Origin of the sequence: Aeromonas sp. 600527, assembly GCF_049175415.1 — a bacterium.
GTDB classification, from domain to species: domain Bacteria; phylum Pseudomonadota; class Gammaproteobacteria; order Enterobacterales; family Aeromonadaceae; genus Aeromonas; species Aeromonas veronii_A.
This window is the reverse complement of the sequence record NZ_JAAKVA010000004.1, coordinates 223,591-249,303: the sequence shown is the minus strand read 5'-3', so window position 1 is coordinate 249,303 and position 25,713 is coordinate 223,591. Positions and strand designations below refer to the sequence as shown.

Sequence of the window (25,713 nt, the reverse complement as noted above, 5' to 3'; positions counted from 1 at the left end):
CTCTGGTTTGGCCCTTTATGATGGTATGAGCCGCCAGATAGGGCTCGCCGTAGTTGGCTTTCTTTTGTAAAATTCCCGTCCCCTTCCCGCTGCGGTTTTTATGTGTATGGCAGAGCAAGTGACGGCGAAAAAAGACGCCAAGACACAACAGCTGAAAGTTCCTCCCCACTCTTTTGAGGCCGAACAGTCCGTACTGGGCGGCCTGATGCTGGATAATGATGCCTGGGATCGGGTTGCCGAACGGGTGATCGATCAGGATTTCTACAGCCGTCCGCACCGGTTGATCTTCCAGGCCATGACCCGCCTCTCCAACGCGGGCAACCCCATTGACCTCATCACCCTGCAGGAGGAGCTGGAGCGCTCCGAACAGTTGGAAGAGGCGGGTGGCTTCGCCTATCTGGTGGAGATCGCCAAGAACACCCCGAGTGCCGCCAACATCAACGCCTACGCCGAAATCGTGCGCGAGCGGGCGGTGGTGCGGGAGATGATCTCGGTCGCCAACGAGATAGTCGAAGCGGGCTATGAGCCACAGGGCCGCACCTCCGGCGATCTGCTCGACCTGGCCGAGAGCAAGGTATTCAAAATTGCCGAGCAGCGCACCAGCGCCAACGAGGGGCCTCAGCCCCTGAAGCTGATCCTCGAGCAGACTGTCGACAAGATTGAAGAGCTGTTCAAGACCCCGCACAACGGGGTGACCGGGGTATCGAGCGGTTACAACGATCTCGACAAGATGACCGCCGGTTTGCAGCGTTCGGACTTGATCATCGTGGCGGCCCGTCCCTCCATGGGCAAGACCACCTTTGCCATGAATCTGTGCGAGCATGCGGCCCTCACTGCCGACAAGCCGGTGCTTATCTTCTCGCTGGAGATGCCCTCCGAGCAGATCATCATGCGTATGCTCGCCTCGGTCGGTCGCATCGATCAGACCAAGGTACGTACCGGTCAGCTCGATGACGAGGATTGGGCGCGCCTCTCCTCCACCATGGGATTGCTGCTGGAGAAGGGCAAGATGTATATCGATGACGCCTCCGGCCTGACCCCGACCGAAGTGCGCTCCCGTGCCCGTCGGGTGGCACGCGAGCACGGTGGCCTATCCATGATCATGGTGGATTACCTGCAGCTGATGCGGGTGCCGGCGCTCTCCGATAACCGTACCCTGGAGATCGGCGAGATCTCCCGCTCCCTTAAGGCCTTGGCGAAAGAGCTGCAGTGCCCTGTGGTGGCGCTCTCCCAGCTGAACCGAAGCCTGGAACAGCGGGCCGACAAGCGCCCGGTCAACTCGGATCTTCGTGAATCGGGCTCCATCGAGCAGGATGCGGACTTGATCATGTTTATCTATCGTGATGAGGTTTATCACGATGACAGCCCGGACAAGGGGATTGCCGAGATCATCATCGGCAAGCAGCGTAACGGCCCTATCGGAAGAGTGCGTCTCACCTTCCAGGGTCAGTTCTCCCGGTTCGACAACTATGCCGGTCCGGCGTTTGATGACGATTATTGATAAGTAACAATCATGGCAATCCTGTGGTCAGGATTGCCACCACCGCTCTGACCTGCTTGCCATTCACAGCAAAGCAGCCCGTCAGAGCCTGTTTTCCCGGTTCGACAATTATGCCGGTCCGGCCTTCGACGACGATAAGTGAGTGGCGGTCTTCGGCCTGATGAGGGGGAGACCATTTGTGCCCTCGTAAGGGAAAACCATGAAAGCGGCTACTGCCCAAATCAACACTGCGGCCTTGCGCCACAACCTCGCCGTGGTCAAGCGCCACGCTCCCGCTTGCAAGATCATCGCTGTGGTCAAGGCCAACGCCTATGGCCACGGACTGCTGCCGGTCGCCCGCACCCTGGTGGATGCGGATGCCTATGCGGTGGCCCGTATCGAAGAGGCGCTGATGCTGCGCTCCTGCGCCGTGGTCAAACCCATTGTGCTGCTGGAGGGCTTCTTCTCCGCCGACGATCTGCCGGTGCTGGCGGCCAACAATCTGCAGACGGCGGTTCACACCTGGGAGCAGCTCGAAGCGCTGGAGCAGGCCGAGCTGCCAGCCCCCGTGGTGGCCTGGCTCAAGCTCGACACCGGTATGCACCGGCTCGGGGTGCGGGCCGACGAGATGCCCGCCTTTATCGAGCGCCTCGGCAAGTGCAAGAACGTGGTGCAGCCGTTCAACATCATGACCCACTTCAGCCGCTCCGATGAGCTGGAGCAGCCCACTACCCGCGAGCAGATTGACCTCTTCAGCCGTCTCACGGCACCGCTGGCGGGTGAGCGTGCCATGGCCAACTCGGCGGGCATTCTGGCCTGGCCGGACTCCCACTGCGACTGGGTGCGCCCCGGCGTCATCCTCTATGGCGTGTCGCCCTTCCCCAACACGGTGGCGGCCGATTACGACCTGCAGCCGGTGATGACCTTGAAGACCCAGCTGATTGCGGTGCGGGATCACAAGGCGGGCGAGCCGGTGGGCTATGGCGCCAACTGGGTGTCAGATCGCGATACTCGCCTTGGCGTGATCGCCATCGGCTACGGTGACGGTTATCCGCGCATGGCGCCCAATGGCACATCCGTGCTGATCAACGGCCGCATCGTGCCGCTGGTGGGGCGTGTCTCCATGGATATGAGCACGGTCGATCTGGGGCCGGGCGCAACCGACAAGGCCGGTGACGAGGCGGTGCTATGGGGCGAGGGGCTGCCGGTAGAGCGGGTGGCCGACGAGATTGGCACCATCCCCTACGAGCTCATCACCAAACTCACCTCCCGCGTCTTTATGGAGTACGTCTGATGTGGCAGCAGTGCCTGCTGACTCTTAAGCCCCGTTCGCGGGGCTTTCATCTGGTGACGGACGAGCTGGTGGCCAAGCTGCCGATGCTGGCGGATTACCGGATTGGCATGGCGCACCTGCTGCTGCAACACACCTCCGCCTCGCTCACCCTCAACGAGAATTGCGATCCGAGTGTGCGCAGCGATATGGAGGCCCATCTGCATCGGCTGGCGCCGGAAGATGCCCCTTACTATCGCCACACCTATGAGGGGCCGGATGACATGCCCGCCCACATCAAATCCTCCCTGCTCGGGGTGAGCCTGCAACTGCCGATCCGCGATGGTCAGTTGGCGCTCGGCACCTGGCAGGGGATCTGGCTTGGCGAGCATCGCATCGATGGCGGTGCCCGCAAGGTGTTGGTGACCCTGCAGGGTGAGTAAGCAGGCTGCAACCAGCCGAAAGATGACGATAAAAAGAGGGATGGCATTGAGCCATCCCTCTTTTGTTTTAACGGTTTCGCGAGCTATCCGCCTGCCAGTGGCGCGGTGCTCTGCGTGGCTCAGCCGACCTTGAAGGGGGTCAGCTCGGCCAGCGGGGCGGCGTCCATAAAGGCTTGCGGCTCCTGACCCTGTTTGAAGATCTTGAAGTCCTGCTCACGGGCGCTCCAGTACTCCAGACGCTCGCTGCCGTTTTCTCCGGTGATTTGCAGCAGGCTCGCTTCGCGCAGAGCCACCACATATTCGCTCGGGTTGATGGCGCAGAATTCGGCCAGACGCTCGTCGCGGGTCTCGCCCATGTGGCCGCTGATGCTGGCGTCCAGATAGTGCGGGTTGATCTGCAGCGGGAACAGGCCCAGCGCGGGCAGCACGGCGGCGCTGCAAACCGGCATATCGTTGGTGGTGCGGATGCTCGGGGTCGCCACGTTGCAACCGGCGCTCCAGCCCACATAGGGGACACCCCGCTCGCGCACGGCACGCTGGATCGGCACGATCAGGCTGTTTTCATGCAGCATCTGGTTGAGGCGCCAGGTGTTGCCGCCGCTGATAAAGATGGCGTCCGCCTGATTGATGGCATCGACCGGGTCATCGAAGTGGTGGATGCTGATGGCATCGACTCCCAGACTCTCCTGCAGCTCGTTGGCGCGGGCATCCCAGTCGCTGCGGATCACCGCGTAGGGGATGAGCAGAATGCGCTTGACCTGTTTGCGAGCCAGCAGGCTCTGAACCCGATCGCGGGCCCAGCCGAGCAGACCCGGAAATTCGTTGGCTTTACCGTTGCTAAGCAGAAGCAGTTCCATCAAATCGTTCCTCAAAAAGTGAAAGCGGAGGAGGGAGGGCCACCGGATCCGCCGTGCGGCCGGATGGCAAGAGGAGGCATGCTACCACCATTGGCGCGGCGGTTCTGTGATCGCGAGGCCCATTCAACTGTTATGGATGGGGGATGCCATGCCAAGCGGTGGATTAATGAGCCGTGGTCAACGCGCCACCCCTCGCCAATAAAAGACCCCGCCGCAGCGGGGTCATGGCAGGGTTAGTCGAGTTTGAGATCGACCCACACCATGCGGTGATCCGAACTGACTCCCTTGGCGATGCCGAGTTTCGCATCATAGACCAGGTGATAACCGGCCTCGAAGCTGGCAGGCCAGTAGACACCGCTCTTGACCGCGTTGAGGTTGGCGGAGGGGATGACGTGATCCAGCTGCAGCACGCTGCTATTGGTGATCCGCTCCGGATTGGGGCGATTGAGGTTGCGTTTGCAGTCGGTCCCCTTGCTGACACACTCCGGGCCCCCTTCGCTGACCGGGATCAGGGTGCCATTGGTGATGGCCTGATTCATCAGCGGGTTGTTTAGCAGATCCTGAATGGCGGTCAGGTCACCGTCACCGGTGAGCGGATCGGCGTTGAGATCGCCGGCGATGACAAACTTGGCGTTTTTGGCCAGCCCACCCTTGGTGCCCTTGTCATCGGTCATGTAGTTGAGACCCTTGACGTAGTCGTTCCAGAAGGCGATCTCGGCGCGGTTGTGCTTGACGGTGTGACGCGCTGCGTTGGCAAAGATCGGTGGGGTCGGGTGGGAGATCAGGAAGTGGATCACCTCTTCACCCTTCTCGGTCTTGATGCGTACCGGCACATCGGCGTGGTTCTTGGAGGAGAGCGGGTACTGCTGCCAGGCCGCGTCTGAATACCAGGCATCACCACACTGGCGGCTGGCCGGGATCTTGACCTTGGGATTGTTGCAGTCATCGATGATGGGGTTCTGCTCGCCCGGCATATCCTTCCACTTGAAGTGCTGGAAGGTACGGATCTGCTTGGTGTCGATGGGGTATTTGGACATCACCGCAAAGGCGTACTGGCCGTGGTAGTTGCCAAAGCCCCAGGCATCGTCGGGGCCGCTGTTGACCTTGCCATCCAGATTGAGGTCATAACCGCTCATCAGGCCGGTGTTGGTGGCGAAGTTCTGCATCACTGGATAGCTGATGGCCGTCACCTCTGCGTGCTGGGCATGGGCCAGATAGTTGTCGTTGAAGGCTTTCAGATCGGCAGTGCTCTCGCCTTTGCCGTCGTTGTCGAACTCGTTGAGCAGGAACACATCCGGGCGGGTGCGCTGGATGATCTCCGCCACGTTGCGGATCTGCTGCACGTTCTTGGCTTTGGTTTCAGTGGCGCCGCTCAGGCTCCCTTCGGCGAGGCGGGCTAGCAGGGCATCCTGCTCGGTGCGGGTCAGCGCCAGCTCACCGGTCAGCATACCGGCGGCAGTGCGATCAAAAGAGAGGTTGAAGGTGGCAAAACGAACCATGGGATCAGCTGCCTTTGAGTCGTTGTCGCTGTTGCAGCCAGCCAGCATCCCGAGGGAAATAGCGGCGGCCAGTAGGGGCTTGTTGATATTCTTCATTGTAATTATTCCGTAGCATCAATGAGTTATGCCTTCTGTGAGGCGGCGTCATTATAAGTAGACGGTGATGCTGCGGGGGTTTTGCCTGAGCAAAGTGTGAGGATATTCACACCACATATCTGGCGATGATGAATGTTAGCAGGGCGATATGGGGTGTGAAAAACCGGTTTTTACGCTGCAGTTTCCGGGATGAATGGCGCGCTTCCAGCCGTTACCGCACTCTAAATTTGTCACACCACCATCGGCAGGCCGCTCTCGGGGTGATGGATCACCTGTGCCGGATAGTCATAGAGACGGGCGATGAGCTCAGGGGTCAGCACCTCGGCAGGCGTGCCATCGGCCATCAGCTTGCCCCGCTCCAGCATCACCAGCCGATCGGCATAGCGCGCCGCCAGATTGAGGTCGTGCAGCACCACCAGCACAGCTGTATTGCGGCTGGCCAGGGCGCGCGCCATGGTGAGCAACTGGTGCTGGTATTTCAGATCCAGCGCCGAGGTGGGCTCGTCGAGCAGCAGCAGGCGGGGTTGCTCGGCTTGCTCGGTCGGGGAGGGGGCCTGCCAAATCTGCGCCAGCACCCGGGCAAACTGCACCCGCTGCCGCTCGCCGCCGGAGAGACCGGGATAGAGCCGCTTGGCCAGATGCTCGACCCCGGCATGAGTCATGGCCGCCGCCACAATCTCGTCGCGCCGCGCCGCCGGTTCACTGTGGGGCAAGCGCCCCATGGCGACCACTTCTTCGCAGAGAAAGGGGAAGTTGAGGGAGGAGCTTTGCGGCAATACCCCGAGTCGGTGGGCCAGCTGGCTGCTGTCCCACTGTTGGCGATCTGCGCCAAACAGGGTGATGGAACCCTCATATTCCAGCTCGCCGGTCAGGCACTTGAGCAGCGAGCTCTTGCCCGCCCCGTTGGGGCCGAGCAGCGCGGTGAGGGTGCCGCTCTCGAGACTAAGATCGAGCCCATCCAGGATCTGGCGCTGGCCACGGCGCAGGCTGAGTCGGGTGCAGTTTAACAGGGGGGCGGAGAGTGAGGATGAGAGTGGTTGCATAACAGTCCGTATCACAGGGCGCGGCGGCCTTTTACCAGCAGCCAGATGAAGAAGGGGGCGCCGAGCAGGGCGGTGATGATGCCAACCGGCAGCTCGGCCGGGGCCAGCAGGGTGCGTGCCAGCATATCGGCTGCCAGCAGCAGGGCTGCGCCAAGCAGGGCCGAGAGCGGCAGCAACCTGACATGGTTGGGGCCTGCCAGCAGGCGCACCAGATGGGGCACCACCAGCCCGACGAAGCCGATCATCCCCGATACCGCTACCGCCACCCCGACGCCTGCCGCGGTGAGCAGAATCAGGCGACGCTTGAGGGATTGCACATTGACCCCAAGATGACGGGCCTCTCCTTCACCCAGCAGCAGGGCATTGAGGGGATTGGCATCGCGCATAAAGAGCCACAGCAGGGCCGCCAGGGTGAGCAGGGCCAGCGCCACATCGGCCGGTTTGCCTGCCGCCAGCGTTCCCATCTGCCACAGGCTCAGGTTGCGCAGCATCTGATCGTCCGCCAGATAGGTGAGCAGGCCGATCACCGCGCCGGAAAGCGCCGTAATGGCTACCCCGGCCAGCAGCATGACGGTGACCGAGGTGCCCCCCTCGCGGGTGCCGAGCAGATAGACCAGAGTGGTGGTGAGCGCGCCGCCGAGAAAGGCGAGCAGCGGCAGCAGACCAACCCCGATGGTGGCTTGCAGCTGCTGACCGAGGGGGGCCAGCAGCACGATGGCGAGCGCCGCGCCGAGCGCCGCACCGCCGGAGACACCTATGATGCCGGGGTCAGCCAGGGGGTTGCGAAACAGCCCCTGCATCACGGCGCCACAGAGCCCGAGAATCCCCCCCACTGCGATGCAGAGCAGGGTTCTCGGCAGGCGAATTTCCTGCACGATCAGCAGCTTGTGTGACTCTATCCCGCTCTCCTGCCCGGCAAACAGCGCCCGCAGACTCTCGCCCAGGGTGAGGGTCATGGGGCCGGTTGCCAGCGAACCGAGCAGCAACAGTGCCAGTGCGGCCGTGGTAAAGGCCAGCAGCCAGGAGAGGGGTAACCGCATCATGACCCCTGCTTGATCCACTGGGCGATCTGGTTCGCCTGTTGCAGGGAGTTGAGGCTCAGGCCCCCTTGCAGGGCGTGACCGTCGATGGCGTGAATGGCGTTGCGCTTGCCAGCCGGGGTGGCGGCCAGGGCGGGCACTTCTGCCAGCACCTTGGCCGGGTCGGCATATTGCTGCCAGTCACGACCGCTGACCAGCACCAGATCGGGCTGCATCTCGATGAGGGATTCGGCGGATACCGGCTTGTAGTTGCGCAACTCGGCGACCGGATTGATGCCGCCTGCCAGCGAAATCAGCGCGCTGGCGGTGGTGTCCCCCCCGGCGATGCTGGTGGGTTGCCCCTTGTGCAGCAGCAGGAAGGCGACCTTGAGCGGTTTGTTCTGTTTGGCTTGCGCCGCCAGCTGATCGGTCTGGGCCTGGATCTCTGCCTTCAGGCGATCGCCAGCTGCTTTATCGCCCAGCAGGTTGGCGAGGGTGTCGATACGCTGGTTAAGGTTGGCGAGGGTCGGCGCGGTATCCAGCACCTCCACCTTGACCCCGGCACGACGCAGCTGATCCAGGGTCGGGGCCGGGCCCATCTCGTCGCTGCCCACCAGTCGGGTGGGGGAGAGGCTCAGGATCCCTTCGGCGGCCAGCGCCCGGTGATAACCCACCTTGGGCAACCCTTTTGGCAAGGGGCTGCTGACATCGGTGGCGATCAGGCTCGATTCACCGCCAAGGGCCAGAATGAGTTCTGTGGTGGCGGGGCCGATACTGACGATACGCTCTTTCTGTCCGTCGGCGGCAACGGCAGAGAAGGGGGACAGTAAACTGCAGAGCAGGGTGATGGCGAGGGCAAGACGACGGCCCATGCTAACCTCCGAAGGGGTGAATAAAACGGGTGTGCCGCCGAGAATATCAAGGCTTTGGAAAAAATGCACTGATAATGATAGCAATTATCAATTGCATTGATTCCGGTGCTTTATTAGAGTAGCCGCCATGATAAACAGCGGGACAACATGGTCCCGCAAAGGGAGAAAACATGAGCATTGCACAACGCATTCACGCGCTGCTGGAGCAGGATCCCGGCGCTCATCCGTCCACCCTGGCGGCCCAGCTCGCCATCAGCGAATGGGAGGTGGTTCGCCATCTGCCCGCCGAGCTGGTGACCCTGCTGCCCGCCGATCGCGCCCAAGGTCTGCTGGAAGATCTGGCCGACTGGGGCCCGGTGACCACCATCGTCGAATCAGAAGGTTCCATCTTCGAGGTAAAAGCCTCCTTCCCGAAAGGCAAGGACGCACGCGGTTACTACAACCTGATGGGCCGCGACGGTGAGCTGCATGGTCACCTCAAGCTCGACAACGTGGCGGGGATTGCGCTGGTCAGCAAGCTGTTCATGGGCAAGGAGGGGCACTCCTTCCAGTTCTTCGGTCACTCCGGCCGCTGCATTTTCAAGGTCTATCTGGGTCGCGACGAGAAACGCCAGCTGCTGGCCGATCAGGTCACCCGTTTTATGGCGCTGCGCCACAACTCTCAAGAGGAAGTCAAAGCATGAGTGAACGTCAGGAGCGTCTGCAGAACCGCCTGCAACCGGAGATCCGCGAGTTTCGCGACAGCTGCCGTACCCTGCAGCTCGCCACCGTCGATGGCGAAGGCAATCCCAACGCCAGCTATGCCCCGTTCGTGCTGCAGGAAGATGGCTACTATGTGCTGATCTCCGAGATCGCTCGCCACGCCCGCAACTTGCAACAGGTGCCGCGGGTATCCCTGATGCTGATCGAGGATGAGAGCGGTGCCCGCGAGCTGTTTGCCCGCAAGCGCCTGACCTTCGATGCGGTGGCTGAAGTGGTAGCCCGTGACGACGCTCGCTGGAGCAAGGCGGTCGCGGCGCTGGAGGGGCGTTTTGGCGAGATCATCAAGGGTCTCTCCAACCTCAAGGATTTCAAACTGTTCCGCCTCAAGCCGGAGCAGGGGCTGTTCGTCAAGGGCTTCGGCCAGGCGTTCGCGGTCTCCGGTGACGAGCTGGTGGATTTTGTCCATCTGGTGGAGGGGCACAAGCGCATCGACAACGGTGCCGAGCTCACCAGCCCGGCCGATGCGCCGGTCTGAGGATCCCTGTCGACCACGACAGCCGTCATAACAAAACGGGCAGCCACTGGGCTGCCCGTTTTTATTGCGTTATCTCATCCGGCCTGTTCAATCCTGCCAGCTGGCCTTGTTGGGAAAAGCGCGACGATCGGCGTCGGTAGCCGTTTCGTTGCACTCTCCCCGCACCTTCCAGGAGGTCTGGCTCAGCACTATGTAGCCCTGGCGGCAATACTGCTTGGTCGCCAGGGTCTCGGTCAGCAGGTTCTCCTGTAACGCCTCCCGCTGCTCCAGCAGCCGCTGGCTCTGGGCTGCCGAGAGGCCGCGCGGCAAGGTGTCGTTGGGCGCGGCTTCAAAGGTGAACCGCTTGCTCCCCTCCTCGTTGATGTGGGTCAGAAACAGGGGGGCCGGCCCGTCATACTTCTGGCCGGGCAAGCTGGAGCAGGCCGACAGCAGGGGAACAATCAACAACAGGGTGGCAGACAACAGGCGCACGACAGACTCCAGTGAGAAACGAGGCGAGGCTCGCAGATTAGCACGGCTGCAGGGCGGGTGTTACTGCCAGCAGCTCGTCGGTGGTGAGCAGGGTCACACTGCGCCCCTCCGGCAGGCTGAGGTGGCGCCACATCCAGTGATGGTGCTCGGTGATCTGGGCCGCGCTCAGGTGGGGGCGATCGGCGGTGGTGTGACCATCGCTCAATACCAGCACCTCGTACCCATGGGAGGCGGCACTGCGCACCGTGGTATCGACGCAAAAATCGGTGGCACAGCCACAGAGAATGAGTCGATCGACCGGCTGCTCGGCCAGCAGGAAGGCAAGCTCGGTATCGAGAAAGCTGTCACATGCTGTCTTGCGCACCCGGCTATCTCCCTTGGCCGGTTGCAGCGCACTGTGCAACTGCCAACCCGGGGTGCCCGGTTCCAGTTCGGTACCGGGGGGCGAGTCATGCTGGATATAGATGACCCTTCCCTGTTGCTGCCTGACATGGGCCGCAGCCCGATTGATATTGGCCAGCACCTGCTCCTGGCGGTAACGGGGCTCGTTGAACAAGCCTTGCTGCACATCGATGATCAGTAACACATCCATATTTTACCCGCCGTTTCCTGGAAGATTAGGGTTGCAGCCACTGGCTGCAGTCACGACTGCGGGATTGATGCAGCGCGCCCATATCTTGCTTCATCTCGTCACTGTTTTGCCAGCGCTTAGGCAGCGGCATGATGGTTACCTGCACATCGGCTGCGGGATCTGCAACAGAGGTCTCATCTGTACGGGGCACGACCAGCGCCACCTTGAGGGCAGGATTGCGGCTGGCGATGCGACTGGCGAGTCCAAGCCCCCCCTCGACGTGGAAATTGCCGGCGATATGCATGATCTGCTGGCCCGGGTGCTTGGCGAGATAATCCACCATGCTCTCGGCCATGGTGTCATCCCAGCTGGTCTGGGCGGCGAAGCGGCGAGCGTTGCTGTCGGCATCGCCGTGGTGCATGGAGGCCATAAATTTCTGGCGATAGGGATCATCCCCCAGCGTCAGTTGGCGGGCCAGCTGGCTGCGGCGCGACGCGGGCAGTTTGTCGAGCCACTCAGCCCCCTCCTGACCGACACAGCTCACCAGCGGTTTGGGGGCGTTGGCGGCGATCACCTGCATCTGGTGCGCTTTGGCAAACTCCACCAATGGGCGATAGTCGCTCGGATAGTTGGGCCAGGCGTTGCCTTCGCGGATCAAGGCCGCTTCACCAATCTGGTTCGCCAGATAGGCATCCAGCGTCTTCTGATCGGCGCGACTGAACTGCTCCATGGAGAGGGCCAATGGCCGACCGTGCTGCTGACCTGCGGTGTAGAGCCCGCTCAGCAGGCGCGATTGCAACAGATGCACGGCGGGATGGCTGTGCAGCTCCCCCACCAGAATGATGTCGGCGTCGGCAATGCGCGCGATCGCCTGCTCCAGCGTCAGGTCTGCGGCTCCCTCGCTGCGCAGCCGGTAGTCATAGAGCGTCTGCAACTGTGATGACACGGTCGGCTGGGTGGGGATGGCACAGGCTGCCAACAGCAGCGGCAGGGCGAGCAGGGGAAGTCGTCTCATCATGGGATCTCACGGCTGATATGCCCGGATGCCGGTGCATCTCGGGGGCTAATAGAGAATAAGGGCAACACAGGGCGACAGTGTAAAACCAATTTGGTTCAAAGCAAATGAGAATGATTTAGTTTATTGTTGATCTTTGTCGAGAGCCGGGTAATATGCGGCCTGTTTGATAACAGTTCTCAATAAGGATTCGCTGTGACCCATCATAACGCACTCTCTCTGGTTGCCCTCGCCGTGGCGGCTGGTCTCTCCTCCCAGGTCTTTGCTGCCACCCAGAAGGCGGATGAAGTCGTGGTCGTCAGCGGCTCACGGATGGAGCAAAAACTGGAAGATGTCTCCGGCCCCATCTCGGTGATCACCGCCAAGCAGATTGAAGAGCAGGTCGTCACCAACGTCGCCGACCTGTTCCGCTACGAACCCGGAGTGACCGTGCTCGGCGGTCAGGGTGATGCGCAGACCTTCATCATCCGCGGCATGGGTGAAAACCGGGTCAAGGTGGTGCGCGACGGCGTGCGCCAGAACGATGCCTACAGCAAGGGCGGTGTCGGTCAGAGCTACTTTGATACCGACATGATCAAGCAGGTAGAAGTGGCCAAGGGGCCCGCTTCTGCCGCCTACGGCTCCGATGCGCTGGGTGGCGTGATTGCCATCACCACCAAGGATGCCAGCGACTTCCTCAAGGGCAAGGATAGTTATCTGGACGTGACCAGCGGTTACGCCTCCAGCAGCCACCAGAAGATGGCGGGCTTTACCGGCGCCTTGCGCACTGGTGAAGTGGAGAACCTGCTGCGCTACACCTGGCGCGATGGCGGTGTGACCCAGAATTTCGATTCCACCAAAAACGACTTCGATATCGGTACCCACGCCCTGCTGCTCAAGAGCAAATGGAACCTCTCCGATGAGCAGTTCCTCAAGCTGACCGTTGACTACCTGACCGATGGCGAGGAGCCGGATGCGGTCAAGCTCAACAAGGTCGGTACCGGCACCGCCCGTGTCTTTGATCAGCCCATCACCGACAAGCAGACCGACAACCTCTCTGTGGTGCTGGATCACGGCATCGCGCTGAATCAAGGCTGGGCAGATCGGATGGATAGCAAGGTTTACTTCGCCCGCACCAAGCAGACGCTGGATCAGTACGCCTCATCCAAGTATCCGGTCAGCCCCGGCAACCCCTATGTGACCAAAAACTCGCTGGATCACAACGTGTTCGATCAGAAGAACATCGGCGCCCAGCTGCAGTTCCATAAGGCGGTCGCCAACCATCGCCTGGCCTGGGGGGCTGAATACGAGCACACCGACAACGAACGTACCCGTTACAAGGGGCCGACGACTCCCGGTGATTTTGTCGGCTACAACGAGCTGAGCTTCCCGGCTACCACCAGCGAGCGTAGCGCCCTGTGGGCCTTTGACGAGATCAAGTTTGGCGAGCGCTGGGTGCTGACCCCGGGTGCCCGTTATGACTACTACCGGATGACCCCGGACAACGATCCGGCTTACACAGGCGACAAGCTGCACAAGTTCTCCGAAGGGGAGTTGTCACCCAAGCTGGGTCTGGTGTTCAAGGCCCACGAGGCGGCCAACCTGTTCGCCCAGTACAGCCATGGCTTCAAGGCCCCCATGTATGACAGCGCCTTCTCCACCCTGAACCATCAGGCTTACGGCTATCGCATCGAGCCCAACCCGAACCTCAATCCGGAGAGCAGCGACGGCATCGATCTCGGCGTGCGTGGCAACAGCCACGGCTTTAGCTATGAATTGGCCAGCTTCTACAACAAGTTCGACGATTTCATCGAGATGGTGGAAGTGGGTCAGCAGGGACGCACCGCCGTCTACCAGTACCAGAACCTGAGCAAGGCGACCACCAAAGGGGTCGAAGCCAAGGCGGATTACTGGCTCAACAATATCGTCAATGTCTGGGGCAACCTCGCCTACATCGAAGGCAAGGATGGGGATGGCAACTACATCAACAGCCTGAGCCCGCTGAACGGCTCGGTCGGTGTGCGTCTGGAACAGTCCCAATGGAACTTCAACACCGCGCTGCGCTTTGCGGACGACATGGACAAAGTCCGTAAAGACAGCAAAGGCAAGGATTACGTGAAGAGCGCCGGTTGGGGTGTTGTGGATATGTACGCCCAGTTCAACCCGATGACCGATCTGCAGCTCAACGTCGGGGTCTTCAACCTGTTTGACAAGGAGTACTCCAGCTACGAGCGCATCGCCGGTCGTGCCCAGGGCTCCGATAACAGCATGATGACCGAACCGGGCCGCAACCTGAGTGCACGGGTCAAATACGTATTCTAAAAAGACAACACACGCAGTGATCGAGGGCTGTTGCCCGCACCGGATCCCCGCCCTGACAGGCGGGGATTTTTTATACATGTAGCCAGGTGTGAGGTGACCCGCTCACACCATGTTATTCATTGGCTTCGCCTTTTTCTTTGTGTTGGCGAGATATTATGCTATTTGATTCATTGTTAATGACATTTAGTAATTCTTTACAATGGGTGTGCCTAGCTTTTGACTTCGACATCGAACTTTTTCCTCGACACCGCCGACGCTCTTGAGCTGATTACCCGCTTCAATGAGGCCTCTGACGAGCAGACCATAGTGGCCCTGCTGCGTACCCTTAGCCAGCAGATGGGTTTTGACCACTTCCGGCTGGGATTCATCTTTCCCAGTTCGATTCAGCGTCCTGATGTGAGGATTTTTAACGGATGCCCTGCCGAGTGGGTGCAGAGCTACGACAAACAACGTTTCTTTACGGTGGATCCCGTTGTGAGAAAAGGGATGAAGCAGAGCACCCCCATCCTCTGGGGCAGCCTGATCACCGAGTGTTGTGAGCGGCAAGATATGGTGGGGCTGGAGGTGATGCGGCAGGCATATGAGATGGGGCTGCGCGACGGGATCACAATTCCCTGGCATGGGGCTAATGGCCATGTTGGCTTGCTGTCATTGATCACTCGCGCCCCACGAACCGAGCATCAATGGTTGAGTGCCACTCCTTTTTTAAGCTGGCTGGCTGTGCATGTCTTTGAAGCGGTAGCCCGTGTTTGTCTCTGTGTGAGGCAGCCTCAGGAAGAGCTGACGTTACGGGAGCAGGAAGTGTGCCAGTGGGCTGCCGAAGGCAAGCAAGTGAGTGATATTGCCCAGATCCTGGGGATCAAGCCCAGAACCGTCACTTTCCATCTTGAACGGATAGCGGAGAAGCTGGGTGCGAGCTGCAAAAATCAGGCGATATCATGGGCGCTGATGCAGGGTATTGTCAGACTGAACATTGACACGGCACAGATTGAAAATGTGGATGATGACAGTGCATGATGCTGCCTAACGCAAAAAATTGCTCATTACGTAGATTAAATTACTAAAAATGTCAGTTTTGCCAGTGGGTGTGATGATATTGCGCAAGTTATTGCATCTATGCGCGTAGAGAGAGAACAGATGGAAGGTAATTGACTGATAAATAAAGAATAAAAAAGTGGCATGGTCGCTGCTAAAGGTTGGTCGAGTGCTATCTCGTTTAACCAACTTATTTAGGAGCATACACATGCCAACTCCATGTTATATCAGCATCGAAGGTAAAACCCAGGGCAATATCACCGCCGGGGCCTTCACCTCTGACTCAGTCGGCAACATCTTCGTGCAGGGCCACGAAGACGAGATGCTGGTACAAGAGTTCCAGCACGTTGTCACCGTCCCGACCGACCCGCAATCCGGTCAGCCTGCCGGTCAGCGTGTCCACAAGCCGTTCAAGTTCACCGTCGCCCTGAACAAAGCCGTGCCGCTGATGTACAACGCGCTGGCTTCCGGCGAAATGCTGCCGAAAGTGACCCTGAAGTGGTATCGCACCTCCGTTGAGGGCAAGCAGGAGCACTTCTTCTCTACCGTGCTGACCGATGCCACTATCGTTGACATCGACTGCCAGATGCCCCACTGCCAGGACCCGGCGAAGTCTGACTTTACCCAGCTTATCCAGGTCTCCATGGCTTACCGCAAGATTGACTGGGAGCACACCGTTGCCGGCACTTCCGGTGCGGACGACTGGCGCGCCCCCATCGAGGCGTAAGCCTTGCTTCGGTACTTTGGTATTCCTTGTAAGTAGTAATGTGTCTTTGAGCCGGTTGTTCAACCGGCTTCTTGTACTGTGCATTTTCTCCAGCCTGGCCAACGGGTTGGCTGGAGCTTTTCTGTTTTGCCATCCCCCAGCCGGGGTTTGATGCCCTGCGAGTGAGCGCGGAGGGATGGCAAAGCACTAAAGGGTGTCCTGTGATGCAGACCCAATCCGCCCGTAACCCGTGTTCGCCGTTATCTTGGTTGCCCGTTGTGGCACAGGAGAGGGCGGGAGCGTGGTTTGGCGGTTGGGGTCTTGAAGAGGGGCGCAGACATCGCGTGGCCGTGATAAGAGGGGAGAGCCATGGCTAATCAAACCGGATTGCAATTTACCGTCAAGGTGGGGGCGCTGCCCGAGAGCACCTTCGTGGTGGCGAGTTTCCAGCTGGACGAGGGACTGAATCGGCCGTTCAACCTGCGCCTTGAGCTGGCCAGCAGCCAGCCCGATGTCGACTTTGGCGCCGTGCTGGACCAACCCTGCGAGCTCATGGTGTGGTACAACGGCGAGCTGCAACGCCAGGTGTGCGGGGTAGTGAGCGAGTTTGCCCAAGGGGACAGCGGCTTTCGCCGCACCCGCTATAGCCTTGAGGTCAAACCCGCCCTGTGGCGGCTGGGGCTGCGCCAGAACTCCCGCATCTTCCAGGCGCAAAAGCCCGATGAAATCCTCAGTATCCTGCTGCAAGAACATGGCATCACCGATTACGCCTTTGCGCTCAAGAACGAGCACGCCCAGCGGGAATACTGTGTGCAGTATCGGGAGACCGACCTCGATTTCGTGAATCGCCTTGCTGCCGAAGAGGGGCTGTTCTACTTCCACGAGTTTGAAGCAGGCAAGCACCGCATTGTGTTTGCCGATGACGCGGCAGCACTGACTGCCGGCCCCGAGCTTTTCTTCAACCTCGGCAACCGTTCGCTGGAACAAGGCCCCTATGTGCGCCAGTTCCACTACCGCGAATCGGTGCGCCCCTCGGATGTGGAGCTGAAAGACTACAGCTTCAAGACCCCGGCCTCTGGCCTCTCCCATAAAAAGCAGGGCGCTGAGCTTGAGCATCAGCGCGATACCTACCAGCACTTCGACTACCCGGGCCGCTACAAGCAGGACCCGAGCGGCAAGGCGTTTGTCCAGCATCGGCTCGATGCCCTGCGCAATGACGCGGTGGCGGGCAGTGGCAAGTCCAACAGCGCCGCATTGCTACCTGGTCAACACTTCTCACTCACCGAACATCCGAACGGCAGCCTCAACACCGACTGGCAAATCGTTCATATCCGCCACACCGGTGAGCAGCCACAAGCCTTGGAAGAAGAAGGCGGCAGCGGCCCGACCGTCTACCACAACGAATTTGGCGTAGTGAAAGCGAGCACTACCTGGCGCGCCCGTATCGGCAGCCCCGAGGCACCCCACAAGCCGATGGTGGACGGCCCGCAAATCGCGATAGTGGTGGGCCCGGAAGGGGAGGAGATTTACTGCGACGAACATGGCCGGGTGAAGCTGCAATTCCCGTGGGACCGCTACGGCTCAAGTAACGACCAGAGCTCCTGCTGGGTGCGAGTATCGCAAGGCTGGGCCGGCGGTCAGTACGGCATGATGGCGATTCCGCGTATCGGCCACGAGGTCATCGTCTCGTTTCTGGAAGGTGACCCCGACCAGCCTATCGTGACCGGGCGCACCTATCACGCCACCAACCGGCCGCCGTATGAGCTGCCCGCCAACAAGACCCGCACCGTGCTGCGCACCGAGACTCACCAGGGCGAGGGTTTTAACGAGCTGCGTTTCGAAGACCAGGCGGGGCAGGAAGAGATTTATATCCACGGTCAGAAAGACCTGAACGTGCTGATTGAAAACGATGCGGCGTGGCATATCAAGCATGACGAGCATCGGGATATCGACTTTGATCGGGTGACACGTATCAGAAAGGTGCCGGGCAAGGATGGCGCTCCGCCCAGCCTCGGCAATGACCACCTGACAGTTGAAGGCGAGAAACGGGACCACATCAAGGCGGACTATTCGCTGACGGTGGATGCCTCCCTGCACCAGAAGCTGGGTCAATCCCTCTTGGTGGAAGCGGGTGAAGAGGTGCATATCAAGGTGGGTGACAAGCTGGTGCTAGAGGCGGGCTCCGAGATCACCCTCAAGGGGGGGGGCAGCTTTGTGAAAGTTGACCCGAGCGGCATCAAGCTGGTGGGCCCCGCCATCAAACTCAATGCCGGCGGCAGCCCAGGAGCAGGCTCTGGCTGGGCAGGTCAGGCTCCCGTTGCTCCCAAAGGGGTCGAGGTGGTCAAAGCTCCGGAACTGGTTGAACTGGTCAAGGCGATTGCCACCGAGAAGGCTATGGAGGCGTTGCTCAAGGTGCTGGAGCCCGATAGCGATTATCAGCCCTCTGCTTGATGTTCGACGAATAACTTAGGATTGAATGATAAAGATGAAAATCGTCTATCCCATGCAACTGGCGGGTGAAAATGGCTCCAGCGAGATTGCATCCCTCGATGAATTTATCAAGAAGATCAATGGTCTCAAGAGCGGTACCTTCCCGATAGGCCGTAACCGCATTTGGCACGGTGGTATCCATTTCAGTAAAAGCGGAGGCTGGCACCCGAGCGGAGCAGTGCGCGCGATTGCTGACGGGGAGATTGTGGCCTACCGACTGGCGACCAAACCGGCCAAGGCAACCCGTAGCACCGAAGAGGGCAAGCCAGAGGGAAAGATTGACTTGTATACCTCCCCTTCGTTTTGTCTGGTTCGTCATCGCTACGAAGGCGGAGAGCAGAACAAGAATCGCCTGACGTTCTACAGCCTCTACATGCACATCGCCTGTGAGAACAGCTACAACAGTCCCGAGGCGGCGCGAGTAATGGTCAAGGGGACAGGTGTGTCCACCTATGAACCGGTGGTCGAGGGACATCCTCCCAAGCTGACACGTCAGCTGTCTGGCGATAAACCTGTCTATGCGAAAAGGGGGGCTGAAGTGAAGTTGGTCGGCCAGGAAGTGAAGAGCCTGCTTAACCACAAAGATGAGCCCCACGATTACTATCTGGTGCACTACGTTGATGACCCGGACAGCCTGTTCCATATTGCGGCAAGCCAATTACAGCAGGAATTTCCACAAAAGCCGACGTGGATGACCCCACCAGAAGGCAAACCGGCCCGCCACAAGGTCCCGAGTAATACATGGTTACGTAAAACTGCTGACACCACAGTGGGTAGCATGGGGCTGCCTGCTGGCAGTGAGGTGGTGGTATCCACTGAGCCACCACAGATGGTGAACCTCAATGGCGGCACGACAGAGTTTCGTAAAGTACAGGTGTTCAAGACGGGCAGCGGCACAGTCAAAGACAGTGCCAATCAGGTGATGACCAATGCTGGCAAAGGTGCCGTTGGCTGGTTGGCAAAAAGCAAGATGGGGGCCGGACTGACCGCAGAACCGAGTACCCCAGTCGAATTCAAAGACGATGCGCCGGTTGTTAACCGCAGCGCAAATCCGATACCGGTGCAGGCCGGAGAGATCATCGGTCATTGGGGGGAGCATGAGCTAGCCACTGCCGGTGCCAGCGGTTTCGAGAAAGACGCCGACAGCAAAGCCGTGCACTTTGAGGTGTTTGTGTCAGAGAGCGACAAACAGGCGCTTGAAGATTGCATCAATAACAAGGCGCGAGTAACCGGTGGCCAAGGCTACCTGCTAGTAAAAAAAGAAGTGACCACCTATCGCCTCACCAACGATAGCCAGCATGGTTTTCACGAGGTTGCTAATTTTGGGCCGCAGGTCTTACCGTTGGCGGTGAAAGAGTCTGATATTGTCACTCATGGTGCCAACAATTTTGTGAAGGTGCGTGAGAGGACTGCTGCGGACGGGGAGTTGGCTGGCGAGTTCGTATTGCAGGGCGGTGATGTCGAAGTCATCAGCCAGCATGACTGGCACAAGCTGGGCGTCAAACTGGTCGATGGCAGCAGCGATGAAGATGGCTTTTTGGACAAGGCAGATACCGAGAGTGAAGATCAGCAGCAGAAAGAGGCGAGCAAATTTTTTAGTACCCTCTATGACAAGCTGGTGACAGATAGGGACAACGATGGCACCCTGAGCGGCAATGATATCAAGGCCGCGCTGGCCGATGAGGAGTTGGCGGGCAAGTTGCGGATGTTGTTTATCAAGCACAAAAGTGAATGGGTAAAGCCAGGCCAAGAGTGGCCGCGCTTAAAACAGGAGTTGGCTAAGCAGCCAAAGCTCTATGAATATGCCATGCAGGTACACAACAATATGGCGTGGATGGAAGATGCCAGTAAGATATTGGGTGATACCAATCCTTGGTTTATTCATCCGGCAGGGATGATAGAATTGGTTAGAAATCAGAATGGCTTTAATATTGATCGCCAGTACTTTTTTGAAAAATATAAAGATTTTTACCCTCTAAGTGAGAGCCAAAGAAGAAATATATCATTGATGTTTGATGCAATCGAACAGTATTATTCTGATAATGTCGACTCTTGCAATGAACGAAAAGTTGCATATATGTTAGCCACTGCAAAGTTAGAAACTGGTGATACTTTTGCTCCAATATCAGAGGTTGGGGGAAGGAATTATTTTGAAGGTATGTATGATTATTTCCTTGCTAAAAATGAAGATAGAAAAAAAGTGGCAGTCGCGCTTGGCAATATTCAGCCTGGCGATGGCGTCAAATTTCATGGCCGTGGTTTTGTTCAGCTAACAGGTCGCTCCAATTATGATAAAGCCGGTAACTATTTAGGTGTTGATTTGCTGAATTCTCCAGAATTGGCCAAAGACCAAGTTATTGCAGGTAAAATTATGTGTTGGGGTATGGAAAACGGAATTTTTACCGGTAGAAAGTTAGATCAATATTTTTCAGCTAGTAAAGCAGACTATTATAATGCTCGTAAAATAATAAATGGGTTAGATAGGGCGCAAGATATAGCGGATTATGCTAAGAATATATCCTCATGTATTTTAATTTCAAGGTAAACACATGTCTTATTCACGAATTATGTTATGTTTATGTGCATTTTGGGCCTCACTCTCAGTTTTTGCTTCACCTAGCTTTGATTGTGGTAAGGCAGAGTCATCAATAGAGAAGATGATATGCTCTGATAAGGTTTTGTCAGAATTAGACAGCTCTCTATCCACTCAATATAAATATGTGCTGAAGACCAACCCTAGCTCGGCGTCTTCAATAAAGGATGAACAAAGGACGTGGTTGCGTGAAAGGAAAAAATGCACCGATAACAGCTGCTTGATTTCAATGTATGAAAAACGAATTAAATTTTTTCATGACAAGGGAAATGCTAAGTTAAATGTTGTGTTGTCACCACCAAACGTTATTGTAACATTGAGTGGCCAACGTCTTGTTATTAAAGATGTAGCACCACAGGGAGGAACAACATTCTCAACTTTAATTGATGGTGAGAATAAATTTTCTGTATGCACAGAGTATCTTGCATCTGCAATAAAGAGAGTTGAGTGCAATGTTTTTAAAAGGATTGGTGAAAAAATATTTTGGGCTTTACATAGTGAAGCTAAAAGAGACTATGATTCATTTTCAGCTATTTTCATGAAATTGGACGACATGTCATACAATGAAGAAGAACAATATAACGTCGCAAAAAAAATAGATGGCTATCAATGTCTTTATAAAATTAGTAGTTCAACAACCAATGTGATTGAAATTGATCGAAATGGCGTGCTAGTAAAAAAATCCAAGTTGAGTCTTTCTAACGAAGATTTTTATAGCAATCTTGGACAGATTTCACTTGATTATTTATGATGCATCTTGTTAATTAAAATGCATTTCATTATTTGAACGTTACGGTGAGTTGTTAACTTTTCAGTGTGATTTGGATGATGTCGAAAAATAAAATAAAGTACATCACCTAATACCTTGATGATGTGGATAATTGTTAATTTCACGGTAAGTTAAAGAAGAGTCTCTGACAGAGGCTCCTCTTGCTTCATTATGGAAACTTAGTTCAAAAAAAGCAGTTTCTCTTATGTTTTATAGCAGTTCAGATTAAATTTCACAATCAAGCTCTGGAGCCTTGTTAGGTCGGGAAAATATCTGATTGTTTTTGTGGGTAGAGTTAATGTCATCTTTGCTTTTTATATTTTTGTTGTCGTTTTCTTGTGCTGCACAATCAGAGGATTCCATTCAGGGTCATGAGGGGAAACTATTTTTCGTAGACAGGGTTGATGATACCATCGGCGACGATGTTATCGCGGCATTTTTTGATGACAATAAGGGGGGAGGTATTTTGTTGATTACCTTCCTTATTTGTCTTCTAAGGGTAAAATACAGAATTCCTTCTACTTAAATACTGATAACTTAACGAGTAAATATTTTGTTGTTCAGGAGTCACAAATAGACTCAGACACAGGAATGAATTGGTCTAATTATTTTAATACCATTGTTTTTTCTTATCTCAATGGTAAGTTGATTAAAGATGAAAAGTTAACATCATATTTTGGCTCTGGTGGAGACATTGTAAACCCTAATGGCGCTAATAGCATAACATATTCCTTTCAATATTATAAAAAGGAAAGGATTTTACAAGCAGTGTCTAAGCCTGAATTTGATGCATGGATGAAAGGGAAAGATGTAAAATTAAAAATAAAAGGGAAGAGTTATTTTTTTCCTGAACCACTGCCAATTAACAGAGCTAAGTCTTATCTTGTCAAAGGTGATGTTGTCCTGAGGAAAAAACCTGAGTCAGGTTGGGATTATGTCGTCTATAAATCAACTAAAGGACGAGAATATTCTGGCTGGATGCCTTGTTCTTTAACTGGAAGCTGTTAGATGATATGAGAAGCAGGTTTGATTAATTGCAACTAATTAGGCTTGTGTATAACTTTCCAAGTGGAAATTATTTTTGACAAGGGAAGATAGGGGCATTTATTTTTTGGAATGTACAGGCATAGTTATCACCTGACACCGGCTTAACGCCGGTGTTTTTTTATCGCTACAAATAGTTTTGGTGCAGGATAGCTCGAAGATTTGTTGTATCCAGATGATTTTTCGTTGTGAGGATGGATTTAAATTTGAATCCGAGATGCAGATCCTGATGATGAAGCAAAGTGATTAGGGGACAAAAAAGAAACCCGCCATAGGCGGGTGGAAGAATTGCAACACTAACCAGGAGGAGGTGTTACCAAGTAGACCCTGTACCTTCGGTAATAGTTCAATTTTGTTGAAGTTTTTCCGTTTTCTTAGCGGGGTTTCCATCGGGATCTGTGGGGGCGGATGAGTTATCATTCTGCTCCCGTCATCTGGTTGCAGAGGATCTATGCCCGCGTTCTCCTGGTTAGCGCTCTTTTTCGGCGCCTTCTATTTTGTCTACGGCGCTTACTTGCCGTTCTGGTCGCTCTGGCTGGAGGGGGTGGGCGTCAGCGCCGAGATGATTGGTCTCCTGCTGGGGGCGGGGATGGCGATCCGCTTTGCCGGCAACCTGATGGTGATGGGGCAGATCAAGGGGGCGGGTCATCTGCTGCCGGTTACCCGATTGCTCTCCCTGCTCAGTCTGCTGGCGTTTCTCGGCTTCTACCTCAGTCATAACCTCTGGTGGCTGGTGAGCTTGACCCTGCTGGCGAACTTTATCTATCCGACTCTGATGCCGGTGGGTGAGGCGCTGGCGACCCGCATGGTGGTGCAGGCGCACCTCGATTACGGCAAGGTGCGGCTGTGCGGCTCCTTTGCCTTTATCGTTGCCTCGACTCTGGTGGGGGCGCTGGTGGGCAACTTCGGTAGTGACTGGATTTTGCACACCATGGTGGCGGGGCTGGTGCTGATGCTGCTGCTCAGCTGGCTGCCGCTCTATCCGGCGCCACAGGATAGTCAGGGCGAGCGCGCCAAGGCGTCCTTGCTGGCAACCCTGCGCAGCGCGCCGGTGCGTCGCTTCCTGCTGCTGACCGCTCTGCTGCAGGGGAGCCACGCCGCTTATTACGGTTTCAGCGCCATCTACTGGAAGGCGCAAGGATATAGCGGCACCATCATCGGCTATCTGTGGGCGCTCGGGGTGGTGGCGGAGATCTGTATGTTTGCCGCCGACAAGCGTTTCTTGCAGCGCTTTGGCGCCCAGAGCCTATTTATTGCAGGTGCCATCGGCTGTGTGGTGCGCTGGGTATTGCTGGGTGCCTCGACCGAGCTGTGGGTGTTGGTGCTGGGGCAACTGCTCCACTCGGTGACTTTCGGGGTGAGTCATCTCGGGGCGGTGCGCTTCATGACCCGCCAGCTACCGGCCGAACAGTTGATCCCGACCCAGGCGCTCTATGCGGCCCTTGGCCTCGGCATGACGGTGGCGGCCCTGATGGCACTCTGCGGCGTGCTGTTCGAGCCTCTCGGCGGCGGCATCTTCTTCCTGATGGTGCTGGTGGTCTTGCCGGTGTTCTTCCTGCGGCTGCGTCCCTTTGCGCCGTCTGCGCAGGAGAGTGCTCCAGCCTGATATTTGTCTATTTGAATCATCTCCTCACAAAAGGGAGAGCCACGGCTCTCCCTTTTTCGTTGTTGCAGTTTGCGGCGTTACTGCTGCTCGCCAAGATAGAGGCGGCTGAGACGGCGCCAGGTATCCGAGCCGATGGTGCCGGCAAGCAGCTCATTGGAGGCGGCATCAAAGCGTCCATCCGGCAGCCAGCCCAGTTGGGGCAGCAGTTGCGCCAGCGTCACGTCATTGTGTTGCAGTTCCCGCTCCAGCGCTTCCCAGAAGGCGCTCCCCTTGACGTAAAAGAGCGGGTAGTAGGAGCGATCGCCCGCCAGCACCTCGCGAGCTGCCCGATAGAGGCCGCTCTCGCGATGGGGCATCTGTTTGCCCCGCTCGGCCAGCTCGTTGACCGCCGTGACTTGATGCAGCCGAAAGCGGCGCAGCGCCTTGATGGCGAGGTACTCGGCGAGGCTCTCGTTGACCCAGGTGGGTTGTGGAGCAGAGTGGCGAGCGCTGAGGATATGCACCGCCTCGTGGGCCGAGGTGCGCAGCAGGCGCAAGGGGGCCTGTGGCGTCGGTTTGCCAGCCTCGGTGGGGTAGTTGGCGACAAACACCTGATCCCCGGCGGCGCCGCCAAGGGAGCGGGTCGCCACATCCCGCCCCAGCCACACCAGTTGCCATGGATGAGTGGGTGGCTCCACATCGAGCTGGAAGGCCAGATAGTCGATGATCTCATTCAGTTGCTGCTGCAAGGCTGGCAGATCGAGCTGGTTGGCGGTCTCGTCATGGCTCAGCACCAGCCGCGGATCCGGCTTGATGACGGGCACAGTGTCCAGACCAAATGGCAGGATCAGCGGCGGCTGGTTGACATCCGGCAGTGGTTGGCAGCTGCCATCCGGCAGACAAACCTTTCCTTGGCGACTCCCCATCTGGCGCACAAAGTTACCCCACTCGGTCAATAGCCACTGGTCAGGGGCAAACAGCAGCGACTGTTGGGCCGAGGCATCAGCACCCTCTGCCGGAGCCGGTGTGAGCGTGATCTGCCAGCCGATCTCCTTGCAGGAGAAGGGCTGGTTGAGGGCAACCGGCTGGTTGTCTGCAAGGCAGACCAGCGCGGGGGAAACCGGCGTGGCACTGCCCGGCAACTGACGAGCGGGGAGCAGGGTAAAGGGAGGTTTGCCCTGCATAGTGAGGTGCACTTGCAGCACATTGGCGCTGGCGCCCTGCTCGATAAGGTAGCGGGGGCCGTTCGCGTCATTGCCAGCGCAGGCCCACAGCGGCAGCAGCCACAGGGCAAACAGGGTGATATGACGACTCATA

General features: G+C 57.3%; 22 protein-coding genes. 13 read left to right on the top strand and 9 right to left on the bottom strand.

Features of this window, described 5'->3' with window-relative positions:
* The first annotated feature begins 106 nt into the window (after positions 1 to 106).
* The 3 genes from dnaB to G5154_RS08205 all read left to right on the top strand — a co-directional run bounded on the left by dnaB (position 107) and on the right by G5154_RS08205 (position 3,193).
* Positions 107 to 1,501, top strand: coding sequence for a replicative DNA helicase (dnaB, locus tag G5154_RS08215; RefSeq protein WP_181223496.1), 1,395 nt, complete (start codon positions 107 to 109; stop codon positions 1,499 to 1,501).
* A gap of 199 nt (positions 1,502 to 1,700) precedes the next feature.
* Positions 1,701 to 2,774 (top strand): alanine racemase, encoded by a 1,074-nt coding sequence (alr, locus tag G5154_RS08210; protein WP_088868602.1) that lies wholly within the window; start codon positions 1,701 to 1,703, stop codon positions 2,772 to 2,774.
* Positions 2,774 to 3,193, top strand: coding sequence for a secondary thiamine-phosphate synthase enzyme YjbQ (locus G5154_RS08205; RefSeq protein WP_042052785.1), 420 nt, complete (start codon positions 2,774 to 2,776; stop codon positions 3,191 to 3,193). Before alr ends, G5154_RS08205 begins: the two co-directional genes overlap by 1 nt.
* A 119-nt stretch (positions 3,194 to 3,312) precedes the next feature.
* Here the strand turns inward: G5154_RS08205 and pepE are convergent, their stop codons facing one another.
* The 5 genes from pepE to G5154_RS08180 all read right to left on the bottom strand — a co-directional run bounded on the left by pepE (position 3,313) and on the right by G5154_RS08180 (position 8,579).
* Positions 3,313 to 4,050 (bottom strand): dipeptidase PepE, encoded by a 738-nt coding sequence (gene pepE / locus G5154_RS08200; RefSeq protein WP_158114144.1) that lies wholly within the window; start codon positions 4,048 to 4,050, stop codon positions 3,313 to 3,315.
* 233 nt (positions 4,051 to 4,283) lie between these two features.
* Positions 4,284 to 5,645, bottom strand: a complete 1,362-nt coding sequence (locus G5154_RS08195; protein WP_421250704.1) for an endonuclease/exonuclease/phosphatase family protein — start codon at positions 5,643 to 5,645, stop codon at positions 4,284 to 4,286.
* A gap of 230 nt (positions 5,646 to 5,875) precedes the next feature.
* Positions 5,876 to 6,688 (bottom strand): heme ABC transporter ATP-binding protein, encoded by an 813-nt coding sequence (locus tag G5154_RS08190; RefSeq protein ID WP_043820885.1) that lies wholly within the window; start codon positions 6,686 to 6,688, stop codon positions 5,876 to 5,878.
* A gap of 11 nt (positions 6,689 to 6,699) precedes the next feature.
* A complete protein-coding gene (locus tag G5154_RS08185) occupies positions 6,700 to 7,731 on the bottom strand; it encodes a FecCD family ABC transporter permease (RefSeq protein ID WP_005335261.1) in 1,032 nt (343 codons plus the stop codon).
* Positions 7,728 to 8,579, bottom strand: coding sequence for a heme/hemin ABC transporter substrate-binding protein (locus tag G5154_RS08180; RefSeq protein ID WP_421245000.1), 852 nt, complete (start codon positions 8,577 to 8,579; stop codon positions 7,728 to 7,730). The genes G5154_RS08185 and G5154_RS08180 overlap by 4 nt, the downstream gene beginning before the upstream one ends.
* Positions 8,580 to 8,749: 170 nt before the next feature.
* Between G5154_RS08180 and hutX the strand changes: the two genes are divergently transcribed.
* Together hutX and hutZ are read left to right on the top strand one after the other, a co-directional pair.
* Positions 8,750 to 9,262, top strand: a complete 513-nt coding sequence (gene hutX / locus G5154_RS08175) for a heme utilization cystosolic carrier protein HutX (RefSeq protein ID WP_421245001.1) — start codon at positions 8,750 to 8,752, stop codon at positions 9,260 to 9,262.
* Positions 9,259 to 9,816, top strand: a complete 558-nt coding sequence (gene hutZ / locus G5154_RS08170) for a heme utilization protein HutZ (RefSeq protein WP_005335257.1) — start codon at positions 9,259 to 9,261, stop codon at positions 9,814 to 9,816. Before hutX ends, hutZ begins: the two co-directional genes overlap by 4 nt.
* An 87-nt stretch (positions 9,817 to 9,903) precedes the next feature.
* Here the strand turns inward: hutZ and G5154_RS08165 are convergent, their stop codons facing one another.
* Genes G5154_RS08165 through G5154_RS08155 form a run of 3 tightly spaced genes read right to left on the bottom strand, consistent with a single transcriptional unit; the run spans position 9,904 to position 11,876 of the window.
* On the bottom strand, positions 9,904 to 10,287 hold the full coding sequence (locus G5154_RS08165; protein ID WP_216978135.1) for a hypothetical protein: 384 nt from the start codon (positions 10,285 to 10,287) through the stop codon (positions 9,904 to 9,906).
* A gap of 37 nt (positions 10,288 to 10,324) precedes the next feature.
* On the bottom strand, positions 10,325 to 10,879 hold the full coding sequence (locus G5154_RS08160) for a cysteine hydrolase family protein (protein ID WP_005335255.1): 555 nt from the start codon (positions 10,877 to 10,879) through the stop codon (positions 10,325 to 10,327).
* 25 nt (positions 10,880 to 10,904) lie between these two features.
* Positions 10,905 to 11,876: a ChaN family lipoprotein gene (locus G5154_RS08155; protein ID WP_421250703.1), complete on the bottom strand. Its 972-nt coding sequence runs from the start codon at positions 11,874 to 11,876 to the stop codon at positions 10,905 to 10,907.
* A 192-nt stretch (positions 11,877 to 12,068) separates the two neighbouring features.
* Between G5154_RS08155 and G5154_RS08150 the strand changes: the two genes are divergently transcribed.
* The 8 genes from G5154_RS08150 to G5154_RS08115 all read left to right on the top strand — a co-directional run bounded on the left by G5154_RS08150 (position 12,069) and on the right by G5154_RS08115 (position 24,417).
* Positions 12,069 to 14,174 carry a TonB-dependent hemoglobin/transferrin/lactoferrin family receptor gene (locus G5154_RS08150; protein WP_421250702.1) on the top strand — a complete coding sequence of 702 codons (2,106 nt, stop codon included), beginning with the start codon at positions 12,069 to 12,071 and terminating at the stop codon, positions 14,172 to 14,174.
* Between the two features lie 306 nt (positions 14,175 to 14,480).
* Entirely contained in the window at positions 14,481 to 15,191 is a 711-nt protein-coding gene (locus tag G5154_RS08145) for a LuxR family transcriptional regulator (RefSeq protein ID WP_337072483.1), read from the top strand.
* Between the two features lie 226 nt (positions 15,192 to 15,417).
* Positions 15,418 to 15,936: a type VI secretion system effector Hcp1 gene (hcp1, locus tag G5154_RS08140; protein WP_010634242.1), complete on the top strand. Its 519-nt coding sequence runs from the start codon at positions 15,418 to 15,420 to the stop codon at positions 15,934 to 15,936.
* A gap of 348 nt (positions 15,937 to 16,284) precedes the next feature.
* The gene (tssI, locus tag G5154_RS08135; RefSeq protein WP_421250701.1) at positions 16,285 to 18,366 is read left to right on the top strand and encodes a type VI secretion system tip protein TssI/VgrG; all 2,082 of its coding nucleotides are present in this window, start codon (positions 16,285 to 16,287) and stop codon (positions 18,364 to 18,366) included.
* 34 nt (positions 18,367 to 18,400) lie between these two features.
* Entirely contained in the window at positions 18,401 to 20,950 is a 2,550-nt protein-coding gene (locus G5154_RS08130) for a glycoside hydrolase family 19 protein (protein ID WP_421250700.1), read from the top strand.
* A gap of 4 nt (positions 20,951 to 20,954) precedes the next feature.
* Entirely contained in the window at positions 20,955 to 21,749 is a 795-nt protein-coding gene (locus tag G5154_RS08125) for a lysozyme inhibitor LprI family protein (protein WP_421250699.1), read from the top strand.
* A gap of 609 nt (positions 21,750 to 22,358) precedes the next feature.
* A complete protein-coding gene (locus G5154_RS08120; RefSeq protein WP_421250698.1) occupies positions 22,359 to 22,775 on the top strand; it encodes a hypothetical protein in 417 nt (138 codons plus the stop codon).
* Between the two features lie 487 nt (positions 22,776 to 23,262).
* Complete coding sequence (locus G5154_RS08115; protein WP_421250697.1) at positions 23,263 to 24,417, top strand: 3-phenylpropionate MFS transporter; 1,155 nt, start codon at positions 23,263 to 23,265, stop codon at positions 24,415 to 24,417.
* Positions 24,418 to 24,494: 77 nt separating this feature from the next.
* On the opposite strand, the gene G5154_RS08110 is transcribed toward G5154_RS08115, so the two are convergent.
* A complete protein-coding gene (locus tag G5154_RS08110; RefSeq protein WP_421250696.1) occupies positions 24,495 to 25,712 on the bottom strand; it encodes a hypothetical protein in 1,218 nt (405 codons plus the stop codon).
* Between the last annotated feature and the right edge of the window lies 1 nt (position 25,713).

Excerpts from the sequence above, each read along its gene's own strand:
- G5154_RS08110 (WP_421250696.1), bottom strand. The coding sequence starts at position 25,712 with ATGAGTCGTCATATCACCCTGTTTGCCCTGTGGCTGCTGCCGCTGTGG.
- G5154_RS08190 (WP_043820885.1), bottom strand. The coding sequence starts at position 6,688 with ATGCAACCACTCTCATCCTCACTCTCCGCCCCCCTGTTAAACTGCACC.
- G5154_RS08130 (WP_421250700.1), top strand. The coding sequence starts at position 18,401 with ATGAAAATCGTCTATCCCATGCAACTGGCGGGTGAAAATGGCTCCAGC.
- hutX (WP_421245001.1), top strand. The coding sequence starts at position 8,750 with ATGAGCATTGCACAACGCATTCACGCGCTGCTGGAGCAGGATCCCGGC.
- G5154_RS08185 (WP_005335261.1), bottom strand. The coding sequence starts at position 7,731 with ATGATGCGGTTACCCCTCTCCTGGCTGCTGGCCTTTACCACGGCCGCA.
- G5154_RS08180 (WP_421245000.1), bottom strand. The coding sequence starts at position 8,579 with ATGGGCCGTCGTCTTGCCCTCGCCATCACCCTGCTCTGCAGTTTACTG.
- G5154_RS08205 (WP_042052785.1), top strand. The coding sequence starts at position 2,774 with ATGTGGCAGCAGTGCCTGCTGACTCTTAAGCCCCGTTCGCGGGGCTTT.
- G5154_RS08160 (WP_005335255.1), bottom strand. The coding sequence starts at position 10,879 with ATGGATGTGTTACTGATCATCGATGTGCAGCAAGGCTTGTTCAACGAG.
- G5154_RS08120 (WP_421250698.1), top strand. The coding sequence starts at position 22,359 with ATGAATTGGTCTAATTATTTTAATACCATTGTTTTTTCTTATCTCAAT.
- pepE (WP_158114144.1), bottom strand. The coding sequence starts at position 4,050 with ATGGAACTGCTTCTGCTTAGCAACGGTAAAGCCAACGAATTTCCGGGT.
- hcp1 (WP_010634242.1), top strand. The coding sequence starts at position 15,418 with ATGCCAACTCCATGTTATATCAGCATCGAAGGTAAAACCCAGGGCAAT.
- G5154_RS08125 (WP_421250699.1), top strand. The coding sequence starts at position 20,955 with ATGTCTTATTCACGAATTATGTTATGTTTATGTGCATTTTGGGCCTCA.
- G5154_RS08155 (WP_421250703.1), bottom strand. The coding sequence starts at position 11,876 with ATGATGAGACGACTTCCCCTGCTCGCCCTGCCGCTGCTGTTGGCAGCC.
- alr (WP_088868602.1), top strand. The coding sequence starts at position 1,701 with ATGAAAGCGGCTACTGCCCAAATCAACACTGCGGCCTTGCGCCACAAC.
- G5154_RS08115 (WP_421250697.1), top strand. The coding sequence starts at position 23,263 with ATGCCCGCGTTCTCCTGGTTAGCGCTCTTTTTCGGCGCCTTCTATTTT.
- G5154_RS08195 (WP_421250704.1), bottom strand. The coding sequence starts at position 5,645 with ATGAAGAATATCAACAAGCCCCTACTGGCCGCCGCTATTTCCCTCGGG.
- hutZ (WP_005335257.1), top strand. The coding sequence starts at position 9,259 with ATGAGTGAACGTCAGGAGCGTCTGCAGAACCGCCTGCAACCGGAGATC.
- tssI (WP_421250701.1), top strand. The coding sequence starts at position 16,285 with ATGGCTAATCAAACCGGATTGCAATTTACCGTCAAGGTGGGGGCGCTG.
- dnaB (WP_181223496.1), top strand. The coding sequence starts at position 107 with ATGGCAGAGCAAGTGACGGCGAAAAAAGACGCCAAGACACAACAGCTG.